Source organism: Ruegeria sediminis (genome assembly GCF_005938215.1).
Lineage (GTDB): Bacteria > Pseudomonadota > Alphaproteobacteria > Rhodobacterales > Rhodobacteraceae > Ruegeria > Ruegeria sediminis.
In genome coordinates, this window is record NZ_VCPD01000007.1 from 160677 (window position 1) to 184378 (window position 23702).

At 64.0% G+C, this 23702-nt stretch carries 23 protein-coding genes; 12 read left to right on the top strand and 11 right to left on the bottom strand.

The window, feature by feature from the left end; translation table 11 throughout:
* The first annotated feature begins 2 nt into the window (after positions 1-2).
* Both FGK63_RS17735 and FGK63_RS17740 read left to right on the top strand, forming a co-directional pair.
* A complete protein-coding gene (locus tag FGK63_RS17735) occupies positions 3-671 on the top strand; it encodes a flagellar hook capping FlgD N-terminal domain-containing protein (RefSeq protein WP_138844759.1) in 669 nt (222 codons plus the stop codon).
* A gap of 62 nt (positions 672-733) precedes the next feature.
* Positions 734-1612, top strand: a complete 879-nt coding sequence (locus tag FGK63_RS17740; RefSeq protein ID WP_138844761.1) for an aminoglycoside phosphotransferase family protein — start codon at positions 734-736, stop codon at positions 1610-1612.
* Positions 1613-1616: 4 nt separating this feature from the next.
* Here the strand turns inward: FGK63_RS17740 and FGK63_RS17745 are convergent, their stop codons facing one another.
* From FGK63_RS17745 to FGK63_RS17765, 5 genes are all read right to left on the bottom strand, one after another.
* Positions 1617-2918, bottom strand: a complete 1302-nt coding sequence (locus tag FGK63_RS17745; RefSeq protein ID WP_138844763.1) for an NAD(P)/FAD-dependent oxidoreductase — start codon at positions 2916-2918, stop codon at positions 1617-1619.
* Positions 2915-3733 (bottom strand): ABC transporter permease, encoded by an 819-nt coding sequence (locus FGK63_RS17750; RefSeq protein ID WP_138844765.1) that lies wholly within the window; start codon positions 3731-3733, stop codon positions 2915-2917. The genes FGK63_RS17745 and FGK63_RS17750 overlap by 4 nt, the downstream gene beginning before the upstream one ends.
* On the bottom strand, positions 3730-4611 hold the full coding sequence (locus FGK63_RS17755; RefSeq protein ID WP_138844767.1) for an ABC transporter permease subunit: 882 nt from the start codon (positions 4609-4611) through the stop codon (positions 3730-3732). Before FGK63_RS17755 ends, FGK63_RS17750 begins: the two co-directional genes overlap by 4 nt.
* Positions 4611-5738, bottom strand: coding sequence for an ABC transporter ATP-binding protein (locus tag FGK63_RS17760; protein WP_138844769.1), 1128 nt, complete (start codon positions 5736-5738; stop codon positions 4611-4613). Before FGK63_RS17760 ends, FGK63_RS17755 begins: the two co-directional genes overlap by 1 nt.
* Before the next feature lie 85 nt (positions 5739-5823).
* Positions 5824-6909, bottom strand: a complete 1086-nt coding sequence (locus tag FGK63_RS17765) for a polyamine ABC transporter substrate-binding protein (RefSeq protein WP_138844771.1) — start codon at positions 6907-6909, stop codon at positions 5824-5826.
* Positions 6910-7055: 146 nt separating this feature from the next.
* On the opposite strand from FGK63_RS17765, the gene FGK63_RS17770 reads away from it, so the two are divergent.
* The 6 genes from FGK63_RS17770 (at position 7056) to FGK63_RS17795 (ending at position 14248) form a co-directional block, all read left to right on the top strand.
* A complete protein-coding gene (locus FGK63_RS17770; RefSeq protein ID WP_138844891.1) occupies positions 7056-7736 on the top strand; it encodes a GntR family transcriptional regulator in 681 nt (226 codons plus the stop codon).
* 69 nt (positions 7737-7805) lie between these two features.
* Positions 7806-9203 carry an aspartate aminotransferase family protein gene (locus FGK63_RS17775; RefSeq protein ID WP_138844773.1) on the top strand — a complete coding sequence of 466 codons (1398 nt, stop codon included), beginning with the start codon at positions 7806-7808 and terminating at the stop codon, positions 9201-9203.
* Positions 9204-9393: 190 nt separating this feature from the next.
* On the top strand, positions 9394-10494 hold the full coding sequence (locus FGK63_RS17780; protein WP_138844775.1) for an ABC transporter ATP-binding protein: 1101 nt from the start codon (positions 9394-9396) through the stop codon (positions 10492-10494).
* A gap of 83 nt (positions 10495-10577) precedes the next feature.
* On the top strand, positions 10578-11684 hold the full coding sequence (locus FGK63_RS17785) for an extracellular solute-binding protein (RefSeq protein WP_138844777.1): 1107 nt from the start codon (positions 10578-10580) through the stop codon (positions 11682-11684).
* Positions 11685-11794: 110 nt separating this feature from the next.
* Positions 11795-13066: an ABC transporter permease gene (locus tag FGK63_RS17790; RefSeq protein ID WP_138844779.1), complete on the top strand. Its 1272-nt coding sequence runs from the start codon at positions 11795-11797 to the stop codon at positions 13064-13066.
* A 6-nt stretch (positions 13067-13072) separates the two neighbouring features.
* Complete coding sequence (locus FGK63_RS17795; protein ID WP_138844781.1) at positions 13073-14248, top strand: ABC transporter permease; 1176 nt, start codon at positions 13073-13075, stop codon at positions 14246-14248.
* Positions 14249-14284: 36 nt separating this feature from the next.
* Here FGK63_RS17795 and FGK63_RS17800 read toward each other — a convergent pair whose 3' ends face one another.
* Both FGK63_RS17800 and FGK63_RS17805 read right to left on the bottom strand, forming a co-directional pair.
* Positions 14285-15604, bottom strand: coding sequence for a lytic murein transglycosylase (locus tag FGK63_RS17800; protein WP_138844782.1), 1320 nt, complete (start codon positions 15602-15604; stop codon positions 14285-14287).
* Positions 15605-15667: 63 nt separating this feature from the next.
* Positions 15668-16381: a helix-turn-helix transcriptional regulator gene (locus FGK63_RS17805; RefSeq protein WP_138844784.1), complete on the bottom strand. Its 714-nt coding sequence runs from the start codon at positions 16379-16381 to the stop codon at positions 15668-15670.
* An 84-nt stretch (positions 16382-16465) separates the two neighbouring features.
* On the opposite strand from FGK63_RS17805, the gene FGK63_RS17810 reads away from it, so the two are divergent.
* Together FGK63_RS17810 and FGK63_RS17815 are read left to right on the top strand one after the other, a co-directional pair.
* Complete coding sequence (locus FGK63_RS17810) at positions 16466-17164, top strand: glutathione S-transferase family protein (RefSeq protein ID WP_138844786.1); 699 nt, start codon at positions 16466-16468, stop codon at positions 17162-17164.
* Positions 17161-17547: a DUF1801 domain-containing protein gene (locus tag FGK63_RS17815; protein WP_138844788.1), complete on the top strand. Its 387-nt coding sequence runs from the start codon at positions 17161-17163 to the stop codon at positions 17545-17547. The genes FGK63_RS17810 and FGK63_RS17815 overlap by 4 nt, the downstream gene beginning before the upstream one ends.
* Here the strand turns inward: FGK63_RS17815 and rnr are convergent.
* From rnr to dapE, 3 genes are read right to left on the bottom strand one after another with little or no spacing between them, the layout of a single operon-like run.
* A complete protein-coding gene (rnr, locus tag FGK63_RS17820; protein WP_138844790.1) occupies positions 17538-19796 on the bottom strand; it encodes a ribonuclease R in 2259 nt (752 codons plus the stop codon). The genes FGK63_RS17815 and rnr overlap by 10 nt on opposite strands.
* Positions 19797-19827: 31 nt before the next feature.
* The gene (locus tag FGK63_RS17825) at positions 19828-20439 is read right to left on the bottom strand and encodes a TIGR04282 family arsenosugar biosynthesis glycosyltransferase (protein ID WP_138844792.1); all 612 of its coding nucleotides are present in this window, start codon (positions 20437-20439) and stop codon (positions 19828-19830) included.
* Positions 20440-20442: 3 nt separating this feature from the next.
* Positions 20443-21582 (bottom strand): succinyl-diaminopimelate desuccinylase, encoded by a 1140-nt coding sequence (dapE, locus tag FGK63_RS17830; RefSeq protein ID WP_138844794.1) that lies wholly within the window; start codon positions 21580-21582, stop codon positions 20443-20445.
* Between the two features lie 209 nt (positions 21583-21791).
* Here dapE and FGK63_RS17835 point away from each other — a divergent pair, with 209 nt between their 5' ends.
* Positions 21792-22847: a transporter substrate-binding domain-containing protein gene (locus tag FGK63_RS17835; RefSeq protein ID WP_246044077.1), complete on the top strand. Its 1056-nt coding sequence runs from the start codon at positions 21792-21794 to the stop codon at positions 22845-22847.
* Between the two features lie 3 nt (positions 22848-22850).
* Here the strand turns inward: FGK63_RS17835 and FGK63_RS17840 are convergent, their stop codons facing one another.
* Positions 22851-23192, bottom strand: a complete 342-nt coding sequence (locus FGK63_RS17840) for a hypothetical protein (RefSeq protein ID WP_138844893.1) — start codon at positions 23190-23192, stop codon at positions 22851-22853.
* Positions 23193-23335: 143 nt separating this feature from the next.
* Here FGK63_RS17840 and FGK63_RS17845 point away from each other — a divergent pair, with 143 nt between their 5' ends.
* Entirely contained in the window at positions 23336-23701 is a 366-nt protein-coding gene (locus tag FGK63_RS17845; RefSeq protein WP_138844798.1) for a cupin domain-containing protein, read from the top strand.
* Position 23702: the final 1 nt, after the last annotated feature.

Genomic DNA, 23702 nt, shown 5'->3' on the forward strand with positions numbered 1-23702 from the left:
ACATGATTTCAGCGGCGGACGTCCAGATTCAGAACAACCCGTCAACGAGCCAGGCAACCCAGCCCAAGGCGACCTCGGCACTGACGTCGGATTTTGAGACATTCCTCAAGATGTTGACCGCACAGGCGCGGAATCAGGACCCCCTGAAGCCGATCGATTCGACGGAATACGCGGCGCAGCTTGCCCAGTTCTCCATGGTCGAGCAGCAGGTTCGAACGAATGAACTGCTGGCGGGCTTCAACTCGACCCTTGGCGGGCACGACCTGGGCAGGCTTGCGGGCTGGGTGGGAATGGAGGTGCAAGCCGCTGTTCCAACCCGCTTTGACGGCGCGCCGGTTGCAGTTCTGCCGTCTCCCGCGGCCGCGGCCAATGCGGCCTATCTCGTGGTTCGGGACGCCGCCGGAGAAATGGTGGACCGGGTCGCGATCCCTGTTTCTACCGAACCGCTGACCTGGAACGGGCGGGACGCCGCCGGCAACGTTTTTCCCGCCGGGATTTACAGCTTTGCCGTGGAGAGCCACCGGGAGGGAACGCGGATCGCCATGGACCCCGCGGCAACCTTCAACCGGGTTACCGAGGCGCGGATCAAGGGTGGCGAGATCACTCTGATCCTGGAGGGCGGGCAAAGCCTGAGCGCAGCGGAGGTCGCGGCAATTCGCACAGGTGGTTGATCTGAGCGGCCGGACTTGCCAAACCATGCGCCAGATCGTTTACCTGAGTCCCGACCCGAAGAATGGAGCCCGCCCTGTCCGCCGCCGCACCTCCTCCGCCCGCATTGGCCGCGGAACTTCGGGCCCGTGGTCTGCTAGGCGATGGCGACCGGTTCGAGGCGCTGTTCGGGGGCAGAACCAACCGGGTCTGGAAACTGCTGGGCAGCGACAGCGACCAGGTTCTGAAGCTCTATTGCACGGGATTTCGGAATCCCCTCTTCCGCAATGACGCCGAGTTGGAGGCGGCATGCCTTCGGACATTCGAAGGCGAGGGTTTCGCACCAAGGCTTCGGGCCTCGGGCCGCTTCGGTGACGAAAGCTGGGTGCTCTACGATCACGCTCCAGGCGAACCCTGGCGCGAAAACCCCGAGCCCGTGGCCCGCATCCTCAGGAAGGTGCACACCCATCCCGCGCGAATCCAGGCGCCGAAGGGTTGCAATGGGAGCGCCGACCTGGCGGCGCATGGCGACCGGATACTGGCGCAGTGCAGTTCTCGAGAACAGGCGACGCTGGAGCAGTTGCGGCCGGCCGCCGAGATCGCCCCCCTGTCGGAACACCGCCTGATCCACGGCGACCCGGTCGCCGGAAACATCCTGATCTCGCGGGACAGAACGACGCTGATCGATTGGCAATGCCCTGCTTTGGGCGATCCGAGCGAGGACCTGGCGTTGTTCCTGTCCCCTGCGATGCAGCGCCTCTACCGCGGCAACCCGTTGTCAGCCGAGGAACGGGAACGCTTTCTCTCCGCCTATGACGATTCCGCCATCGTCGCCCGGTATCGCGCGCTCAGACCATGGTACGCCTGGCGCATGGCGGCCTATTGCCTGTGGCGCAGCGAAAACGGCGCCGCGGACTATTCGGCCGGATACGCGCTGGAACTGGGGACGCTGCGCCCGCGGTAGTGCCTCAGATATCCGCCAGCGCCAGGGCCGCATAGACCGGAGGCATCAGCGCCCGCCGGCACGACCCGAGCGGAAACCGGCCTGGTATGCGCGAGATCGGCTCTGGCAGGTCCGCGGACTCTCCCATCGCCAGCCGCGCAAGCGCGCGGCCGCAATAGGTGCCCATCGCCACGCCGTTGCCGTGATAGGCCAGTCCGGCGAACATGCCCGGCTGTCCGGGAACGGGCCCGGCATATGGCGTCAGACTGCGCGCCAAACAAACCAGCCCCGACCACATGTGGGTCGCCTCGACGCCCGACCAGGCGGGGAACATGCGGTCGAAATCGCGGCGCATTCCGGCCCGGATCGCCGCCTCGGCCCTTGGCGACGAAAACAGACCGCCCCGCATCCCGAACAGAAACCGCCGGTCCGGCATCAGGCGGAAATAGTGCAGCAGGTTGCGCGTGTCGTAGGACATCTGGTCCGACGTCCAGCCCTGCGCCCGCAACTCGGCATCGCTCAGCTTCCGCGTCACCATCACCGTCGATTGCGCCGGCATGTAGCGGCCGGCCAGCCAGTCCGGCATGTCCTCGCTGGAATAGCCGTTGGTGCAGATCAGAACCGTTTCACAGTCGATGTGCCCCTGCGGCGTGGTCACCGTGTACCCAGGGCCAGCCCGGTGAACCGACTGCGCCGGGCTTTGCTGAAACAGGAGAGCGCCGGCTTTTTCCGCGGCTTCGGCAAGGCCGAAGAGGTATTTCCGCGGGTTGAGGGCGAAACCGACAGGATTGGTATAGCCGCCGTGGAAGCTGCCGCCGAAGCCCAGAGCCGCCAGGTCGCCGGGTTCGTGAAGCATTCCGCCCTCGCCCGCCTGCCGACGCAAAACCTCCATCGCGCGGGGCGTGTGCGCAAGTTGCGTCTCTCCGTTGGAATGCTCGTCCGCATCGATCCCATGTTCGCTCAGCAGCCCGGCAACCAGATCGACGGCGTCGCGTTCGGCCTTCGCATAAGCCGCCGCGGCAGCGTCCCCGTATCGGCGCGCCATGGCGGAATGGCTGAGTTTCGAACCGCCCAGGCAGCAGAATCCGCCATTGCGTCCGGACGCCCCCCAGCCGGGCGTTTCCGCCTCGAGCACGGCGGCCGTGACACCTGACCGGGCGAGATGTAGCGCGGCCGAGAGGCCAGTGAACCCGCCGCCGACGATGGCGATGTCGACGCGCAGCTTGCCGGACTGCACCGGCCAGCCAGGCGCGCTGCTGGTTTCGTCCCACCAGCAGCCGTCGCGCGGGCCGGGCCCATAAGCGTAGTCCGGAAAGATCCGCCTCATGCCGCCCGCGCCGCGGCCTGTTCCTCCTGCTTCTGCCGGACCATCGCGCGCTTGGTCACGAGCGACGCGGTGATCACCCCGACCGTGACCAGCGCGATCATGAGTGTCGACAGGGCGTTGATTTCGGGACTGACGCCCAGGCGCACCGCCGAGAAGATCTTGATTGGCAGGGTCGTGGCCGAGGGGCCGGTGGTGAAGGAGGCGATGACCAGGTCATCCAGCGACAGGGTGAAAGCCAGTAGCCAGCCCGAAATCACCGCCGGCGCGATGATCGGCAAGGTCACCAGCCGGAACGCCTGCGCCGGAGAACAGCCGAGATCCAGCGCGGCCTCTTCCAGCGACCGGTCGAAAGTGATCAGGCGCGAGGACACGACCACCGACACGTAGCACATCGAGAAGGTCGTATGCGCCAGAACCACGGTGAACACGCCCCGGTCCAGCCCGACGCCGATGAACAGCAACAGCAGCGACAGGCCGGTGATCACCTCGGGCATTACCAGCGGTGCATAGATCATGCCCGAAAACAGCGTGCGGCCAAGAAAGCGGCCGCCGCGCACCAGAACGTAGGCCGCCATGGTGCCCAAAATGGTCGCCAGTGTGGACGAGAACACAGCGACCCGCAGCGTGACCCAGGCCGCGTCCAGGAAAGCCTGGTTGCGGATCAGTTCGCCATACCACTTGGTCGAGAACCCGGCCCAGACCGTCACCAGCTTGCTTTCGTTGAAGCTGAAGATGATCAGGATGACCATCGGGATGTAGAGAAAGGCGAATCCCAGAGTCAGGGACACCGCGTTGAACCAGCTCAGCCTGTTCATTGCTCCGCCTCCGCCTGTTTCTGCTGATTGCGCTGGAACAGCACGATCGGGATGACGAGGATCAGCAGCAGCACCACCGCCACCGCCGAAGCCACCGGCCAGTCGCGGTTCGAGAAGAACTCCTCCCACAGCACCTTTCCGATCATCAGCGTGCCCGAGCCGCCAAGCAGCGACGGGATCACGAACTCACCGATCACCGGGATCATGACCAGGAAACATCCCGCGATGATGCCCGGACGGGACAGCGGGATGGTCACCAGCCAGAAGGCCTGCGCCCGCGAGCAGCCCAGATCCTCGGCCGCCTCGATCAGCGACCCGTCCAGGCGGTCCAGCGCCGCGTAGATCGGCAGGATCATGAAGGGCAGATAGGTGTAGACGATGCCGATATAGACCGCCGCAGGCGTGTTGAGGATGATCAACGGCTCGGAGATGATGCCGGTCCACATCAGGAACTGGTTCAGGTAGCCTTCGTTGCTCAGGATACCCATCCACGCATAGACCCGGATCAGGAACGAGGTCCAGAACGGCAGGATCACCAGCATCATCAGGGTTGGGCGCCATTCCTCGGGCGCCCGGGCCATGCCATAGGCGATCGGATAGCCGACGAGCAGGGTCAGAGCGGTGGAGATCAGCGCGATCTTGACGCTGGACAGGTACGCCTTCCAGTAGAGGGCATCTTCGGTCAGGAAGATGAAATTCTCGAAATCCAGCTCTCTGACGAAGGCCCAGATGCCTTCGGCCCAGTCGAACTGCGGAATGTAGGGCGGCCTCGCGATGGCGGCGTCGGACAGCGAGATCTTCAGGACGATGAAGAACGGCACCAGGAACAGGGCCAGCAGCCACAGATACGGGATGGCGATGAGAACGAACCGGCGCATCAGTCTGCCAGCAGAACGCCTGCCGTGGCGGTCCAGGACAGCCAGACAGGGTCTTCCCATGTGTAGGAACGGCGCGAGATGCGCCGGGTGTTGGCGGATTGCGCCTTCATGATCGTGCCGTTGGCCAGTTCGACGTGGTAGGTCGAGAGATTGCCGAGATAGGCGATGTCATGCACCTTGCCCTGAACCGCGTTGGCGGCATCCGCGGGGCGCTCGGACGAAATCGTCACCTTTTCGGGACGGATCGCAAAATGGCAGGCCTGACCCTTTTCGAAAGGATGGGCAGAGGTGGCGGTCAGCGGCTCCTGCCCCTCGGCCCAGTCGATCCGATAGGTCTCGCCGTCGTTCGGGGTGGCGCGGCCCTCGATGATGTTCACGTCTCCGATGAAGTCCGCGACATAGACCGAGTTGGGCGTTTCATAGATCTTCGCCGGTGTGTCCGCCTGCACGATGCGCCCGTGATCCATCACCGCCACGCGCGAGGCGACGGTCATCGCCTCTTCCTGGTCGTGGGTCACGATCACGAAGGTGGTGCCGGTCTTTTCCTGGATGTCCATCAGTTCGAACTGCGTGTCCTGCCGCAGTTTCTTGTCCAGCGCGCCCAGCGGTTCGTCCAGAAGCAGCAGTTTCGGCGCCTTGGCGAGCGAGCGGGCCAGCGCCACGCGCTGCCGCTGACCGCCCGAGATCTGGTGCGGCTTGCGGTGGGCGAACTGTTCCAGCCGGGTCAGGCGCAGCATTTCCTCGACGCGCTCCTTCAAATCCTGCTTCGGCATCTTGGCGCGCTTCAGGCCGAAGGCGATGTTCTCCCAGACGCTGAGGTGGGGGAACAGGGCGTAGGACTGGAACATCATGTTCACCGCCCGCTTGTTCGGCGGGATCGGGTCGATGTCCTGGCCGGACAGCAGGATCACGCCCTCGGTCGGGGTCTCGAAACCCGCCAGCATCCGCATCATGGTGGTCTTGCCGCAGCCGGATGGGCCGAGAAGGGCGAAGAACTCGCGCTCGAAGATGTCGATCGACAGGTCGTCGATCGCGGTGAATTGCCCAAACCGTTTGGTGACGTTCCGGAACTGGATCAAGGGTTTCGCCTGGGGATCATCCCACGGCGCAAAGACGGAAGAATTCAAGGCGGACCCCCGTGTGGCTGCGGTCAGCAGTTTGGAAAGAAGCGGCGGGGCGGCCCGAGGGACGGCCCCGCCGACGAGGTTCAAATCAGGTGCCCGATTTGATCTTGGTCCACAGGCGGGTGACGGCCCGCTGGGTCTTTGCCGGATATGGCGTGGTGATGAAGAGGTTCTGCATGGTTTCCTCTCCCGGGTAGATCGCCGGGTCTCCGATCACGTCCTCTTCCAGATGCTCCTGGCTCGCCTTGTTGCCATTGGCGTAATAGACGTAGTTCGACGCCGCCGCCATGTTCTGCGCATCGAGGATGAAGTTCAGGAACTTGTGGGCCCCGTCGGGATTCGGCGCATCGACCGGAATCGCCATCTGGTCGAACCACATCTGCGCGCCTTCCTTGGCCGCGTGATACTCGATCTCGACGCCATTGTCGGCCTCGACCGCACGGTCGCGGGCCTGCAGGATGTCGCCGGACCAGCCGACGGCCACGCAGATGTCGCCATTGGCCAGAGCGTTGATGTATTCCGAGCTGTGGAACTTCTGGATGTAGGGCCGCACCGCCGTCAGGACCGGCTCGGTCTTGGCGATCACGTCGGGATCGTGGCTGTCCGGATCCTCGCCGATGTACTTGAGAGCCATCGGGATCATTTCGGCCGGTGCATCCAGGAAATGCACGCCGCACGACGCCAGCTTTTCCATGTTCTCGGGGTTCAGCACCAGTTCCAGGCTGTCGATCGGCGCATCCTCGCCCAGAACTTCGCGCACCTTGCCGACGTTCGCGCCGATGCCGGTCGTGCCCCACATGTAGTTGATCGAATAGGCGTTGTCGGGATCGTAGCCCGCGGTCCGGTCCTTGATGACGTCCCACAGGTTCTCGGCGTTGGGCAGCTTGGACATGTCGAGCGGCTGGAAGGCGCCGGCCTGAATCTGACGCTGCAGGAAAGTGCCCGACGGCACCACCACGTCATATCCCGACCCGCCTGCCAGCATCTTGGTCTCCAGAACCTCGTTGCTGTCGAACACGTCATAGACCAGCGTCAGGCCGGTTTCCTCCTGGAACTTGGTCAGCAGATCCTCGTCGATGTAGTCGGACCAGTTGTAGACGCGCACTTCCTCGGCGAATGCGGCCGAGGTTCCCAATGCGATCGCGGCCGTCATCGTCAGCGTTTTCAGTGTCATGTTTTTCTCCCTGGGTTTGTGCGGCTATTTTCCCCTTTTTTTGGATTTGATCAAGTTTTGCGTTCTGCGGCAACAATGTTTATGGTTTCACGAAGCGCCAAGTCCGGCACGTGACGACCATCAGGATCAGGGTAACCCTTTTGAATATGATCAAAAACAAGACATCAGAGTCGGCGTCCGACGATGGAAAACGCCCCGCGCACGAGCAGGTCTACCACACGCTCAGATCTCAGATCCTGTTCGGAGAGATGGTTCCGGGGCAGCCGGTGACCATCCAGGGACTGACTGATTCGCTGGGTGTCGGCATGACGCCCGTACGCGAAGCGATACGCCGCCTGATCTCGGACGGGGCGCTGGTGTTCCAGGGCAACCGCCGGGTCAGCGTTCCGGTACTGTCCGGCGAAGACATCGAGCAGTTGATCTTTGCCAGAAACGCAATTGAATCAGAGCTTTCCCGCCGCGCCGCGCTGCGCATGAACAAAAAGGAAGTCGATGACCTGGAAGCGATCGACCGGAACCTCGACGAGGCCATCGACGCGGGTGACGTCAGTGGCTATCTGCGGCAGAACTACGCCTTTCACGCCGCCCTTTACGCGCATGCGGACGCTCCTGTTCTCAGCGATCTCGCCGAACGCCTGTGGCTGCGGTTCGGGCCGTCGCTGCGCATCGTCTGCGGGCGATTCGGAACACAAAGCCTGCCGGACCGGCACAAGGACATCATCCGCTGCCTGCGCAACCGCGAGGCTGACGGAGTCGCCGAGGCCATGGCGCAGGATGTCGAACAGGGAATGGAACTGATGGCGGACGTGCTGGCAAAGCGGCCGTGACGTGATTCGATTGACAACGAAAAATTTGATCATATTGTGACCTGTGACCGTTTGCGCAGGAGATTTCCGATGTCGATCATCACCAACCACATGCCGACCGCCGAGTTGCAGGCGCTCGACGCCGCCCACCACATCCACCCTTTCTCCACCAACGCGGATCTGGGCAGGGATGGCGTCCGGGTCATTACCCGTGCGAAGGGCGTTTTCCTGACCGACAGCGAGGGCGAGGAAATCCTCGACGGCATGGCCGGCCTGTGGTGCGTGAACATCGGCTACGGGCGCGAGGAACTGGCCGAGGTCGCGGCGCGCCAGATGCGCGAACTTCCGTTCTACAACACCTTCTTCAAGACGACGCATGTGCCGGCAATCGCGCTGGCGAAAAAGCTGGCCGAACTGGCGCCGGGCGATCTGAACCATGTTTTCTATGCCGGCGGCGGCTCCGAGGCCAACGACACCAATATCCGCCTGGTGCGCACGTATTGGGCGGAAAAGGGCAAGCCGGACAAGAACGTGATCATCAGCCGCAAGAACGCCTATCACGGCTCGACGGTCGGCTCGGCCTCGCTGGGCGGCATGGCGCCGATGCACGCGCAGGGCGGCATTCCGATTCCGAACATCCACCACATCAACCAGCCCAACTGGTGGGCCGAGGGCGGCGGCATGTCGCCGGAGGAGTTCGGCCTGGCCCGCGCCCGCGAGTTGGAGGAAGCGATTCAGGAACTTGGCGAAGACCGCGTCGCAGCCTTCATCGCCGAACCGGTCCAAGGCGCGGGCGGCGTGATCGTGGCGCCGGACAGCTATTGGCCGGAAATTCAGCGCATCTGCGACAAGTACGAGATCCTGCTGATCGCGGACGAGGTGATCTGCGGCTTTGGCCGGACCGGCAACTGGTTCGGATCGCAGACACTGGGCATCCGTCCGCACATCATGACGGTCGCCAAGGGCCTGAGTTCGGGCTATGCCCCGATCGGCGCGTCCATCGTCTGCGACGAGGTGGCCGAGGTCATCGGCAACTGCGAGTTCAATCACGGATATACTTATTCCGGCCATCCGGTCGCCGCCGCGGTGGCGCTCGAGAATCTGCGCATTCTCGAGGAGGAGAAGATCATCGAGCACGTCCGCGACGTCGCCGCGCCCTACCTGAAGGAAAAGTGGGAGGCGCTGGTCGATCACCCGCTGGTCGGCGAAGCCAGGATCGTCGGCATGATGGGTTCGGTCGCTCTGACGCCCAACAAGGAGGCGCGGGCCAAGTTCGCTTCCGAGCCGGGCACTATCGGCCTGATCTGCCGCGAGCGCTGCTTTGCCAACAATCTGATCATGCGTCATGTGGGCGACCGGTTGATCATTTCGCCGCCGCTGATCATCACGCCCGCGGAAATCGACGAGATGTTCGTGCGCATCCGCAAGTCGCTGGACGAGGCCCACGCAGAAATCCTGCGGCAGGACCTGATGAAGGAAGCGGCCTGACGCCACCTGAGGCGCGACGGACCAAGAACAGGCTGACCGCGAAAGCGGTCGGCCTTTTTTGATGACCCCCGAAAGATGCGTCGCGAAAAGTCCGCAAGTGTCGTTATTCGGTTGCGCGGGGGTCCAAAGCGCGATTAACCTTGCGTGAATAGCGGCGCAGATCGCAGGAATACACAACGGGGAGTTGGCATTGACTGCACCAACCGGCAATGACGCGTTTGTCGAATTTGAACGCGTACAGAAAAGCTATGACGGCGAAACGCTTGTCGTCAAAGACCTCAACCTCACCATGCCGAAGGGCGAGTTCCTGACAATGCTTGGCCCCTCGGGTTCGGGCAAGACCACGTGTCTGATGATGCTGGCCGGGTTCGAAACCGCGACTCACGGCGACATCCGACTGGGCGGCATCTCGATCAACAACATCCCGCCGCACAAGCGCGGCATCGGCATGGTGTTCCAGAACTACGCCCTGTTCCCGCACATGACCATCGCCGAGAACCTGTCGTTCCCGCTGGAAGTGCGGAAGATGGGCAAATCCGAGCGCGAGGAAAAGGTGCGGCGGGTGTTGGACATGGTGGAAATGGGCGCGTTCGGCGGCCGCCGCCCGGCGCAGCTTTCCGGCGGTCAGCAGCAGCGAATCGCCTTGGCGCGCGCGCTGGTGTTCGAACCCGAACTGGTGCTGATGGACGAACCGCTGGGCGCGCTGGACAAGCAGCTGCGCGAGAAGATGCAGTTCGAGATCACCCACCTGGCCCACCGTCTGGGCATCACCGTGGTCTACGTGACCCACGACCAGACCGAGGCCCTGACCATGTCGGACCGAGTGGCCGTGTTCAACGACGGCGTGATCCAGCAACTGGCGCCGCCGGACGTGCTGTACGAAGAGCCGTCGAACAGCTTCGTCGCGCAGTTCATCGGCGAGAACAATACGCTGGAAGGCGAGATCAAGGAGATCAAGAACGGCATCGCCGTGGTCCAGCTGGACGATGGCGAACTGATCGACTGCAAGCCTGTCAATGTCAGCAAGCCCGGCGAACGCACCCGCGTTTCCATCCGCCCCGAGCGGGTGGAATACAACAAGGACCGTCTCAGGGCGGGCGTCCATACGCTCCATGCCGAGGTTCTCGAGTTCATCTACATGGGCGACATTTTCCGCACGCGCCTGCGCGTAGCCGGAAACGACGAGTTCATCATCAAGACTCGGAACGCGCCTGACCAGACCCGCCTGCAACCGGGTCAACAGATCGAGATTGGCTGGCTGCCGGAAGATTGCCGGGCGCTGGACGCCTGACGCGGCACGGCCTTGCAACCCGGCGCAAAGACCGGGGGGCTGATACCTGTCGGAACGAGTATTCAACAAGGAGTAAACTGAAGATGAAGCTATCCAAACTTTCCGCTCTGGCCGCGTCGACGGCGCTGTGTGCGCCGGCGGTCTTTGCCGAAGAAATGGCCAACGAACTGACGCTGGTCTCCTGGGGCGGCGCCTATCAGGCCAGCCAGATCAAGGCCTATGTCGAGCCCTATCTGGCAATGCACCCCGAAGTGAAAGTGGTCTGGGACGAAAGCTCGGCCGAAGCCACCGCCAAGATGCGGGCGATGACCGAAGCCGGCAACGTGACCTGGGACCTGGTCGACGCCGTGGCGTCGGACGCCATGCGGATGTGCGACGAAGGCCTGATCGAAGAGCTGGATCATGATGCCGTCCTGGCCGCCGCGCCCGACGGAACCCCGGCCTCCGAGGATTTCGGCGAGCTGCTGGTCAGCGACTGCTTCGTGCCGCAGATCGTGTATTCGACCACTTTCGGCTACCGCACTGACCTGGTCGGCGACAACCCGCCGGACAACATCTGCGCGATCTTCGACCTGGAAACCTATCCCGGCAAGCGCGCGCTGCAGAAGCGCCCGATCGACAACATGGAATGGGCGCTTTACTGCGACGGCGTTGCCAAGGACGAGATCTATGACGTTCTGAGCACGCCCGAAGGCGTCGAGCAGGCGCTGGCCAAGCTCGACACCATCAAGGACCAGGTGGTCTGGTGGACCGCAGGCGCGGAAACCCCGCAGCTGCTGGCCGATGGCGAAGTCGTGATGGGTTCGACCTTCAACGGCCGTCTGTTCTCGGCGATCGCCGAGCAGAACCAGCCGATCGGTATGCTCTGGGACATGCAGTCGTTCGACCTTGACGGCTGGGTGGTTCCGGCCGGTCTGCCGGCGGACCGCAAGGCTCGCGTCATGGACTTCCTGAAGTTCGCCACCGACACGCAGCGTCTGGCGGATCAGGCCAAGTACATCTCGTACGGCCCGGCACGCAAGTCGTCTGCACCGCTGGTCGGCCAGCACGCCGAACTGGGCATCGACATGGCGCCGCACATGCCGACCGACCCGGCCAATGCCGGCAACGTCCACGTCTACGACTACGAGTGGTGGGCGGACAACCGCGATGACCTGGACGCGAAGTTCCAGGCATGGCTGGCCAAGTAAGAACTTGAACTGCTGCAAGGGGGCCTTCGCGCCCCCTTGCAACCACAAGAACATGGCGGCCGCACAAGGCCGCAGACGCTGCAAGACGACAGCGGACAACGGGGAAAACGATGGCCGACACAACGCAAAACGGTCCGGTTCTGGCAGCCGACGGCACGCCGCTCAAGAGAAGCCTTTCGCGTGCGCTGCGAATGCAGAAGACGCGCGCCCTCATGCTGGTCGCGCCGCTGCTGCTGTTCGTTCTGATCACCTTTCTTCTCCCGATCGCGGACATGCTGTTCCGCTCGGTCGAGAACAACATCGTATCGGATACGCTGCCCAAGACCGTCGTAGCCCTGCGCGAGTGGGATCCGGCCTCGGGCGAAGCGCCCGGCGAAGAGGTTTACGCGGCGCTTGCCGCCGATCTGCAGGTCGCAGAGGAAAACAAGACCCATACCCGCGTCGGCACGCGCCTGAACTATGAGAACCCGGGGATATCCTCCCTGTTCCGCAAGGCGGGCCGCCGGGTCAGCAAATGGGACATCGAAACCGACGGCCCCTTCAAGGAACAGTTCCTTGATATGGACAAGGACTGGGGGAAAGTCGAAATCTGGCAGACCATCCAGACCTATTCCCCCACGATGACCAACGGCTACTTCCTGAACTCCGTCGACCTGATGAAAGGCGCCGACGGGGTCGAAGTGCGCCCCGAGAACGAACGGATCTACATCACGCTGTTCATCCGAACCTTCATCATGTCGCTGGTGATCACCTGCGCCTGCATCGTGCTGGGATACCCTGTGGCGTGGCTGCTGGCCAACCTGCCGACGCGTAGCGCCAACATGCTGATGATCCTCGTGCTGCTGCCATTCTGGACATCGTTGCTGGTGCGGACCTCGGCCTGGAAGGTGATGCTGCAGCAACAGGGCGTCATCAACGAAACGCTGGTCTGGCTGGGCCTTGTCGCGGATGACGCGAGGCTGGTGATGATCAACAACCAGTTCGGCACCATCGTCGCCATGACGCATATCCTGCTGCCGTTCATGATCCTGCCGATGTATTCGGTGATGCAGACGATCAACCCGTCTTACCTGCGCGCCGCGAAATCCCTGGGCGCGACCAACTGGACCGCGTTCTGGCGGGTCTATTTCCCGAACTCGGTTCCCGGGATCGGCGCGGGCAGCATCCTCGTCTTCATCCTTGCCATCGGCTACTACATCACGCCGGAACTGGTGGGCGGCACCAAGGGCGTCTTCATCTCGAACCGGATCGCCTTCCACATCTCCACCTCGCTGAACTGGGGGCTGGCGGCGGCGCTCGGAACGATCCTGCTGGCGGTGGTCCTGCTGCTATACTGGACCTACGACAAGATCGTCGGCATCGACAACGTGAAGCTGGGGTAAGAGATCATGAGCATCAATACCGTCGAACCTCAAACCCCCGGTTTCGTAGCTGCCGTCTCGGCCGCCGCCGGTGCCTTCTTTGGCCTCTTCGTCGGCACGGCGCAGGGATCGGGCCTGCTGGGCATCGTGATCGGGGCGGTCCTGCTGGGCACGATGGGCTTCGTCTTCGCGGGTATGGCCGAGCGCGAAAAGGCGCTGCGCTGGATCATCTTCGCGGTGTTTCTTGTGGCAGGCTTCGCACTGGGCGGTCTTTCGGTCGCGCTCGTGGGCGGGCTGTTCGGCTGGTTTGCCGGATGGTTCATCTTCTGGCTGGCCACGTCGCGCTATCGCGCCCCTCTGGCGCCCTATCTGACACCCGGACAGGTGCTGTGGCACTATACCTTCAGGGTCATCGCCGGGGCGATCTTTGTCTTCCTGATCACTCCGATTCTTGTGGTCATGCCACTCAGCTTCAACGCGCAGGACTTCTTCACCTTCACGCCCGAGATGCTTCGCTTTGATCCGGCGGGCTATTCTCTGAAGCACTACGAAGATTTCTTCAACAACCCGGATTGGCAGCAGGCGCTTTGGAACTCGCTCAAGATCGCGCCGATGGCGACGCTGCTTTCGGTCGGCTTCGGCACCCTCGCGGCCATCGGACTCAGCCAGCCGCACGTGCCGTTCCGCCGGGCGATCATGGCCATCCTGATCTCGCCCATGATCGTGCCTCTGATCATCTCGGCTGCGGGCATGTACTTTTTCTACAGCCGCATCGGCCTGCAGGGCACGTATTTCGGTGTCGTCCTGGCGCACGCCGCACTGGGCATCCCCTTCGTGATCATCACCGTCACGGCGACCCTCGTGGGCTTTGACCGGTCGCTGACGCGGGCGGCGGCCAACATGGGCGCAGGTCCTGTCACCACCTTCTTCCGCGTGCAGATGCCGCTGATCCTGCCCGGCGTGATCTCGGGCGGTCTGTTCGCCTTCATCACCTCATTCGACGAGGTCGTGGTCGTGCTGTTCGTCGGTTCCGCCGGTCAAAAGACCCTGCCGTGGCAGATGTTCACCGGCCTGCGCGAACAGATCTCGCCGACCATCCTCGCGGTTGCGACGATCCTGGTGGTCATCTCGATCATGCTGCTGACCACGGTCGAGATGCTGCGGCGACGATCAGAACGGCTGCGGGGCATGTCGCCGAGCTGACGAAATGAAAAGGGGGCCGCTCGGGCCCCCTTTTCTTTATCTCATACTTTCGAGCAATCGCAGCGAGGCGTAGCCATCCGGCCTCATTCCGCGGGCCAATTGATATTCGCGCACCGCGTTGACGGTCAGCGGCCCGATCCGTCCGTCGATCTTCTGCGTGTCGTAGCCAGCCCGGGTCAGGCGCAGCTGCAACTCCTGACGCTCGGTGAATGTCAGCGCCCGGTCGCCGCGCGGCCAATCCGTGCGGAAAGGTCCGTCGCCCGCGATCCGGTCGGCCAGATGCCCGACTCCGATCACATAGGCGTCGGCGGTGTTGTATCGTTCCAGCACTTCGAAATTGTCAAAGATCATGAACGCCACGCCCTGCCCGCCCGCAGGCAGCAGGATCGAGGCGCGGCTGTAATCCGGCACCGGCTTGCCGGCCATGTCGACAACGCCCGACGCGGCCCATTCCGACGGCAGACGGGTCAGTTCCCGTCTGGCGGAGGCGTAATCGAACCCGTCTGGCAATCGGACTTCGACGCCCCAGGGCTGGCCCTTGGTCCAGCCGTGACGCGCCAGGTACGCGGCGGTCGAGGCAAGCGCATCGGTCGGGTCGTCCGACCAGATGTCGCGCTTGCCGTCGCCGGTGAAATCGATGGCATGTTCCAGGTAGGAGGTAGGCATGAACTGGGTATGCCCCATGGCTCCGGCCCAACTGCCCCTCATCCCGGACGCCGTCACGTCGCCCGCATCCAGAATCTGCAGGGCGGCGATCAACTGCGCCTCGAAGAACTCGGCCCGGCGCGCATCGAAGGCCAGAGTCGCCAGCGAGCGGATGGTGCTGTCGCTGCCCCGGAAGGACCCGAACGCGCTTTCCAGCCCCCAGATCGCCGTCACGATCTCTTTCTCGACCCCGTATTTTGCTTCGATCCGCTCAAGCGTCGCCCGGTGCCGCTCCAGCGACGCCCTGCCGTTCCGGATCCGGTCATCCGAGACGGCGGAATCGAGATACTCCCAGATCGTCTTGGTGAATTCCGACTGGTTGCGGTCGCGTTTCACGACCTTCTCGTCATAGGTGACACCGCGAAACGCCTGATCCAGCGTCGCCGGTGAAATCCCCTGATCCAGCGCGCGGGACCTGAAGGTCGCGATCCAGACCTGGAATTGCGCATTGGATCCGCTTGCCGCCACGTTCTCTACCTCAGCCGAAGGCCGCAGGACGGGCCGGACCGATACCGCGACATCCGCCGACGCCAGTTGTATCACGCCCTCGGCAGGTTTTTCCTGCGGCCGGATCGTATGATTCCTTGTGTCCGCTGACACGCCTGTAGCCCAAATTGCGGCGAGGACGGCGCCACTCACGCATGTTCGCATTCCGGATTTCCCGATTGTCTGCTCGACCCCAGAATAGCGCGAATCTTGTCTTCCACAAATAGACTAGGACGGCGACTCGCGATCTTTCGCCGTGCGTTCCGCCCGGATGCGCTCCAGCGCCTCGCGCAGAAGCGGCACGCGGTTGGGACGGAAACTTTCCTCGGTGACCGACATCCCGCGCATACGGTCCAGGCGGAAGATCCGGAAATCCTGCCGCAGGTGGCACCAAGCGATCAGGACATTGGCGCGGTCCATATAGACGATGCTGAGCGGGTTCACCCGCCGGAAGGTCTCGGCCCCGTTCACGTCCGAATAGGCGAAGTCGACGGATCTCTCGTCCCATGTCGCCTGGCGCAAGGCCGCGACCGCGATCGTCGGCGGCTCGGGCCGGTCGAACCGGGTGGCGGTCAGAACCGCGTGGGTCAGGCGGTGCGATTGCCGCGGCGGCAGCCGCCCCTGCAGTTTTCTCAGCGCAGACCCGGCCGCTTCGAACAGAGCCGGATCGCCGATCAGCTGCACTTCGCGCAAGCCGAGGACCAGCGCCTCAAGCTCGTCGTCGGTGAACCCCAGCGGCGGCAAGGTGGCGTCTTCGACCAGCGTGAAACCGAACCCGGCCTCGCCATCGATCACCGCGCCCAGTCCGCGCAACGCGTCGATGTCGCGATGAATGGTGCGCGCGGACACCCCGAGATCCTGCGCCAGGTCATGCGACGTCCGCGGCGCCGGCCCCGAGCGCAGGGCTTGCATCAACTGGAACAGGCGATTGGTGCGGGACATGACAGACCTTATCTACACCTGATGACAGGAACTGTCATCAGCAAGGGATAGCCTTAAAGCTAACAACTATTGTGGAGTTTCCAGATGCTGACCCTGCTCACCTATCCCCCGGCCTTCGGCCTGTTCAGCGCCAGCCCGTTCTGCGTCAAGGCCGCCTACATGCTGCAACTGTCCGGACAAGCCTGGCAGCGGTCGGACATGCTGGACGCCCGCAGGATGCCGCACCGCAAATTACCGGTCCTGCGCACTGCGGAACGCCTGATGCCCGACAGCGACGGCATCCGCGCCTGGCTCGAAGCGCAGGGGGCGGATTTCGACGCCGGCCTTGACGATGTCCGCAAAGGCCAGTCCCGCGCGTTGATCCGCATGGCCGAAGAACATCTGTATTTCCAGGTCGTCATGGACCGCTGGGCCAACGACGAGGTTTGGCCCATCCTGCGCGACACGTTCTTCGCCGAAGTGCCCGCGCTGATCCGCAGGCCCGTAAGCAGCGCGATCCGCAAGTCGGTTTTGAAGGGTCTCGACGCGCAAGGCGTGTCCCGGTTCTCCGAGTCCGAGCGCCTGGAACGCGTCGAGTGCGACCTGCAGTCGATCTCGGCCTTTCTTCGGCAATCGGCGTTCCTGATGGGGGACGAGCCAACCTCGTCCGATCTGAGTGTCGGACCGATGCTGGCAGCCATGCGGGCGACACCGGCAGAAACCCGACTGACGCAGCGGATCAGGCAGGATAAGCTGCTGTGCGACTACATAGACATGATCGACCGGACCATAAGCCTGCCATGAGACCTTTTGCCGATCCGGCCGTGGCCCAAGCCTTCGATGCCTTTCCCGACGAGACCCGAAAGGGTCTGCTGGTACTGCGCGGGCTCATCTTCCAGACTGCCGACACCCTGCCGCGCGCGCAGCCGCTTCGCGAGGCGCTGCGCTGGGGCCAGCCCGCCTATCTGGCGCCGCTCGGGTCGACCATCCGGCTGGGTGCGCACAAATCCGCGCGGTTCGCGTTGTTCGTCCATTGCCGAAGCCGGCTGATCGGCGACTTCACCTCGGCCTTCCCGGGCGAAGACCGGATCGAGGGCACACGGGCCATCCTGTTCGACAACCCCGATCAGATCGACGAGACCCGCCACGGCTGGCTGATCGCGCGGGCGCTGACCTATCACCTCTGACGGCGTTTGCGTTCGATCTTGCGCTTGATCTTGTCCTTCTTGCGCTTGGTGCTGGCCGCCTTGCGCCGCACCCCGCGTCCCGCAGGAGCGCGCCCGCGCGGCAGGGACTGGTCGTCGATCGAAAGCAATTCCAGCTCCAGACCGCCGGTGACCGGAACCGCTTCGGTCAGGCGCACCGTCACGCGCTGCCCGATGGCGATCAGCAGACCGGTATCCGAACCCATCAGGGTTCCCGCCTCGCGGTCGAAGTGGAAGAATTCGCGCCCCAGCGACCGCACCGGCACCAGGCCGTCCGCGCCGGTTTCATCCAGCTTCACGAAGGCGCCGAACCGCGCGATGCCGCTGATCCGGCCGCTGAACTCGTTGCCCAAACGCTCGCTCAGATAGGCGGCCAGATAGCGGTCGGTCGTGTCCCGTTCGGCCATCATCGAACGGCGTTCGGTATCCGAGATGTGGTTCGCCGTCTCCTCCAGCCGGTCGATTTCGTCCTGCGTCAGGCCGTCCTCGCCCCAGCCATGGGCCGAGATCAGCGCGCGATGCACGATCAGGTCGGAGTAGCGCCGGATCGGCGAGGTGAAATGGGCGTAGTTCTGCAGCGCCAACCCGAAATGGCCGAAATTCTCGGGGCTGTAGTATGCCTGCGCCATGGACCTGAGCGTGCTGAGGTTGATGAGTTCCGCATCCTCGGTGCCCGCGGCCGCGTTCAGCAGGGCGTTCAGGTGCCGGGTCTTCAGCACCTGCCCCTTGGCCAGGTTCAGCCCGGCGGCCTGCGCGGTTTCCCGCAGCGATTCCAGCTTTTCGGGGGCCGGTTCCTCGTGAACCCTGAACACCAGCGGGCGGCGCTTGGCGATCAGCGTCTCGGCGGCGGCGACATTGGCGAGGATCATGAATTCCTCGATCAGCCGGTGCGCGTCCAGCCTCTCGCGGAAAGCGACGCTTTCGACATGACCGTTCTCGCTCAGGACGATCTTGCGCTCGGGCAGGTCCAGATCCAGCGGCTGCCGCGCCTCGCGCGCCCGCTTCAGCGCGCCATAGGCGTCGTAGAGCGGCTTCAGCACCTCCTCCAGCAGGGGACCCGTCCGGTCGTTGGGATTGCCGTCGATCGCCGCCTGCACTTCGGCATAGTTGAGCGAGACGACCGAGCGCATCAGCCCGCGCACGAAGCGGTGGTCGATCTTGTTGCCTTCGGAGTCGATGCGCATCCGCACCGCGATGCAGGCGCGCGGCACGCCCTCGTGCAGCGAGCACAGGTCGCCCGACAGCCGGTCCGGCAGCATCGGAACCACCCGGTCGGGGAAATAGGTCGAGTTGCCCCGCTTGCGCGCCTCGCGGTCCAGTGCGGTGCCGGGGCGCACATAGGCCGCCACATCGGCAATCGCGACCCAGATCACGTGACCGCCGGGGTTTTTCGGATCATCGTCGGCTTGGGCGTAGCAGGCGTCATCGTGGTCCCGCGCATCCGAGGGGTCGATCGTCAGCAGGGGCAGGTCGCGCAGATCCTCGCGCCCGGCCAGGCCCAGCGGTTTCGCCTTGTCGGCCTCTTCGATCACGTGGTCAGGAAAATCGTCCGGGATACCGTGCTGGTGGATCGCGATCAGGGACACCGCTTTGGGGGCCGACGGATCGCCCAGCCGCTCGACGATGCGCGCGCGGGGCAGGCCCATGCGGTTCTTGGGCCCCGACTGTTCGGCCTCCACCAACTCGCCGTCCCTGGCGCCCAGCGTCGTGCCGTCGGGCACAAGCCACTCGGTCGAGCCGGCCTTGTCGATGGGCACGATCCGTCCGCCCTCGGCCCCCTTGCGGAAGATCCCGACGACGCGCCGCTGGTTCTTTGCGATGCGGCGGATCAGGCGGGCCTCGTAGTTGTGATCCTCCTCGTGCACCAGCGTCAGCCGGGCAAGGATGCGGTCGCCTTCGCCCAGGGCCGGATCGCTGGCGCGCGGAAGAACCAGTACGATCGGCTCCACGCCTTCGCCATGCCACTCCAGCGGGCGGGCGAACAGGTCGCCGTCGGCGTTGGGCGCCTTGACCTGCAACACGCTGACCGGCGGCAGGCGGTCCGGATCATGGTAGCTGCGTTTGCGCTTTTCCAGATGCCCTTCGGCCTCAAGCTCTCTCAGAACGCGCTTGAGGTCGATCCGGTCCGCGCCCTTGATGCCAAAGGCCTTGGCGATGTCGCGTTTCGAAGTGAGGGTGGGATGCGCGGAGATCCATTCCAGGATTTCCTGCTTCGTCGGGATGCGTGTCATGTCTCCGCCGTAGCACGACGGAAATCGCCAGTCACCGCAAAAGCGACGGTGCCTGCACGGGCGCGGAAACTGCCGCCAGATCGGCCACACTGTCGACGTCACGCAACAGATCCACCATTGCCACCCGGCGGCCGGAGACCGTAGCCAGCGTGTCGGTCAAGGCATGTTCGGTCGACCAGCGCACGCCCTGGAACAGCCCGTTGGGCAGCAGGCCGGGGCGTCGCGCACCGACCAGCCAATAGCCGCCGTCCGTCGCCGGGCCGAACGCCATCTCGGCGCGGCCCAGCGCCGCGAAGGCCCGCGCGACATGGGCGGGGGTGATGCCGGGAATGTCCGCGCCGATCAGGCAGACCGGACCCTTCGGCGCCCGCCGCAACAACCGGCCCATACGCGCCCCCAGGTCGCCCCGTCCCTGTCCCGCGCGGGGCAGATCGTCGGGCCAGACCCGGCTGGACAATCCTTCGCGGTCCGGCGACACCGCCAGCACGATCCGCCAGCGCGGATCACGCAGGCCCCGGATCAGCGCACGGGCCTGGTGCCGGAACCACCACGCGGCGCGGACATGGCCGATATCCCGCCCCAGCCGCGTCTTGACCCGACCCGGGCGCGGTTCCTTGACCATGATGATCAGGGTGCGCCGCATGGATCAGGCGAAATAGTCCCGCAGGATCCGTCCGTAGATCGCCTTGAGCTGATGGATCTGGGCTACTTCCACGCATTCGTCCACCTGATGCATGGTCCGGCCCACAAGACCGAATTCCACGACCGGGCAATGATCCTTGATGAACCGCGCATCCGAGGTGCCGCCGGTGGTCGAAAGCTGCGGCGTCACGCCGGTTTCGGCAGCGACCGCGGCCGAGACCAGGTCCGACAGCGGGCCGGGCGGGGTCAGAAAGCTTTCGCCGGAAATCTGCAGCTTCATCTCGACCGCAACGCCGAATTCCTCGGCCACGCGGTCGGCCTCGGCCCGCAGCCAATCGCCGAGGCTGGCGCCGGAATGCAGGTCGTTGAAGCGGATGTTCACCGCTCCCTTGCATTGGGCCGGAATGACGTTGTTGGCCGGATTGCCGGTGTCGATGGTCACAACCGCAAGGGTCGAGGCGTCGAAATGCTCGGACCCGGTGTCAAGCTCGTGACTCGCCAGGCGGTCCATCAGGCGGGCCATCGCGGGCAGCGGGTTCCGCGCCCGGTGCGGATAGGCGGAATGCCCTTGCACACCGGTCACGGTGAACCAGGCGGTCATCGAGCCGCGGCGGCCAATCTTCATCATCTCGCCCATGCGGTCCGGGCAGGTCGGCTCGCCCACCAGGCAGACCGACATGCGCTCGCCCGCCTGCTTCATGTAGTCGAGGAGCGCCGTCGTGCCATCGACCGCGTCGCCTTCCTCGTCGCCGGTGATCGCCAGGATCACCGCGCCGTCCGGCGGGGTCTCGCGTACGAAATCCACGGCGGCGGTGGCAAAAGCCGCGACGCCCGATTTCATGTCCGTCGCCCCCCGTCCGTAAAGGACGCCATCGCGGATCTCGGCGCCGAAGGGCGCAACCGTCCAGGCCGCCTCGTCCCCCACGGGCACGACGTCGGTATGCCCGTTGAACCCGAAGCTGCGCGCATGGCCCCTGGCGCCCCAACGGGCGAAGAGGTTGCAGACGCCGCCCCGGTCCACCCGGACGCAGTCGAAGCCTGCATCGGCCAGCACCTTTTCAAGAAGGGTCAGTGCACCGCCTTCCACGGGTGTCACTGAAGGACAACGGATCAGGTCGGCGGTCAGTTGGGCGGCGTCGGTCATTTGGGTCGGGTTCTTTCGTTGCGCAATCAAAGGTCGCGCACAGATTCTATGAATTGTCCCGCTTGCCAACCCCTGACCCGCAAAAACGAGCCGCCCGCCGTTCTGGCTGGAGGGCAGGAACCCGAAATTCACCGCCCTTTCCCCGAGACTTCCTTGCCCGAACACCACAATCTGCGCTAGACGGCCACGAAACAGGTAGAAAATTGTCGATCCGAGCATTCTTCACCTTTCTGTGCCTGACTTTTTCGGCGCTTGCGCAGCAAAGTCTTGCACAGACCCTTACGGTCGCGACCGTGACCCGGCCCCCGTTCTCGTATGTCGAGGATGGCAAGGATGTGGGTTTCTCGATGGAACTGCTCGGGGCGCTGGCCCAGTCGCTGGGCTGGGACTACACGATCCAGCGCGCCGAAAGCTTCACCGACATGCTGGACGCGGTTCAGGAAGGGCGTGCGGACCTGGCGGTCGCGAACATCTCGATCACTGCTGCGCGCGAAACCCGCATGGATTTCAGCCAGCCGATCTTCGAGGCCGGGTTGCAGATCATGGTGCCCTCTGATGCCGCGCGCGAACCGTCCCTGCTGAACGCGCTGCTGGCGCGGGATCTTTTCATCGCCATCGGGCTGGCCTTTGGCATCCTGCTGACCGGCGGGATGCTGATGTGGTATTTCGAACGGCGGTCGCAACCCTATTTCGACCGTAGCCTGAACGAAGCCTGGTTTCCCTCGTTCTGGTGGGCGCTGAACCTCGTGGTGAACGGCGGGTTCGAGGAACGGGTGCCCCGGACCGCCTTCGGGCGGGTATTCGGCGTCGTTCTCGTCGTGTCCTCGTTGTTCATCGTGTCGGTGTTCACGGCCCGGATCACCTCGGTGATGACGGTGGACGCCATCAGCGGTTCGGTGAACTCGGTCAATGACCTCTATGGCAAGCGCGTCGGCACGATCGCGGCCTCCACCGCAGCCGGCTTCCTGGACCGCAGGGAAATCGAATACAGCAGTTATGACGGGCTCGATCCGCTGATCGCCGCCTTCGAGCAGAACGATCTGGACGCAGTCGTTTTCGACGCGCCGATCCTGTCCTACTATGCCGCGCATGAAGGGCGGAAGTTCGCGTCGATGGCGGGGGGCATCTTTCTGCGCGAGAATTACGGCATCGCCTTTCCGACCGGCTCGGCCCTGGTCGAGGACGTCAACCAGGCGCTGCTGGCGCTGCGCGAAGACGGCACCTATGACGCGATCTACAGGAAATGGTACGGCGCGCGGAACTGAGCGTCAGCCGTCCTGGTCTTCGGCGAAAAACGGGGTCATCTGCGCCACAATCACCGCGTTTTCATCGAGCGCCCGCTGCATCAGCCCGCGTTCCTCGTCATCGATCTCGTGCCCTGCCGCTTCGCGCTCTTCCAGTGTGCCGTATCCGGTCACGTCCAGAGGCGCGGTGTCTGCCTGTTTGAGGATCGCCACGGTTTCGCGCACCGCCTCGGCCTCGTCCACACCGCTGGCATAGCACATCAGCGCGGCGCCGGTTGCCCCCTTGGGCAGGCCATCGCCATCCTTGCGGCCGATCTGGACCAGAAGGGTATAGACCTGCTGGCGTGAGGGTTTCTTCTTTTCCATGGCGCCGCCATAAACGCGCGCCTGATCCCGGTCAACCGAATCCGCTTGATCGCGTCGCCGATCCCGATGCGCGATCAAAGGCTTGGGCATTCGCCCTGACCTGGAGTATCCTTCTGAACTGACAAATGAATTGGAACTTGAAGATGAAATTTCAGAAACTGTTTTCGGACGACGCCGGTGAAAGCCGTTGGGCGGACATCGAGGTCAATCTCGTGGAACGCAGCTTTGCTCCGCCGGCGCAGAACATCGAAATCTCGGAACCGGAGGACGTCAGGCGGATGATGTTTCTCAGGCTACGCGCGGGTTGGGACGAACCGATCCACCCGACCCCGGTGCGTCAGCGACTGGTCTGCCTTGCCGGCGCCGTCCGGGTCACCGCCAGCGACGGCGAGACGCGCGAGATCCGCCGCGGCGATGTCTGGCACATGGAAGACAAGAGCGGCAAGGGTCACCATACCTGCGTGATCGGCGACGAGGATTTCGAGGCGGTCATCGTTCAATTCGAGTGAC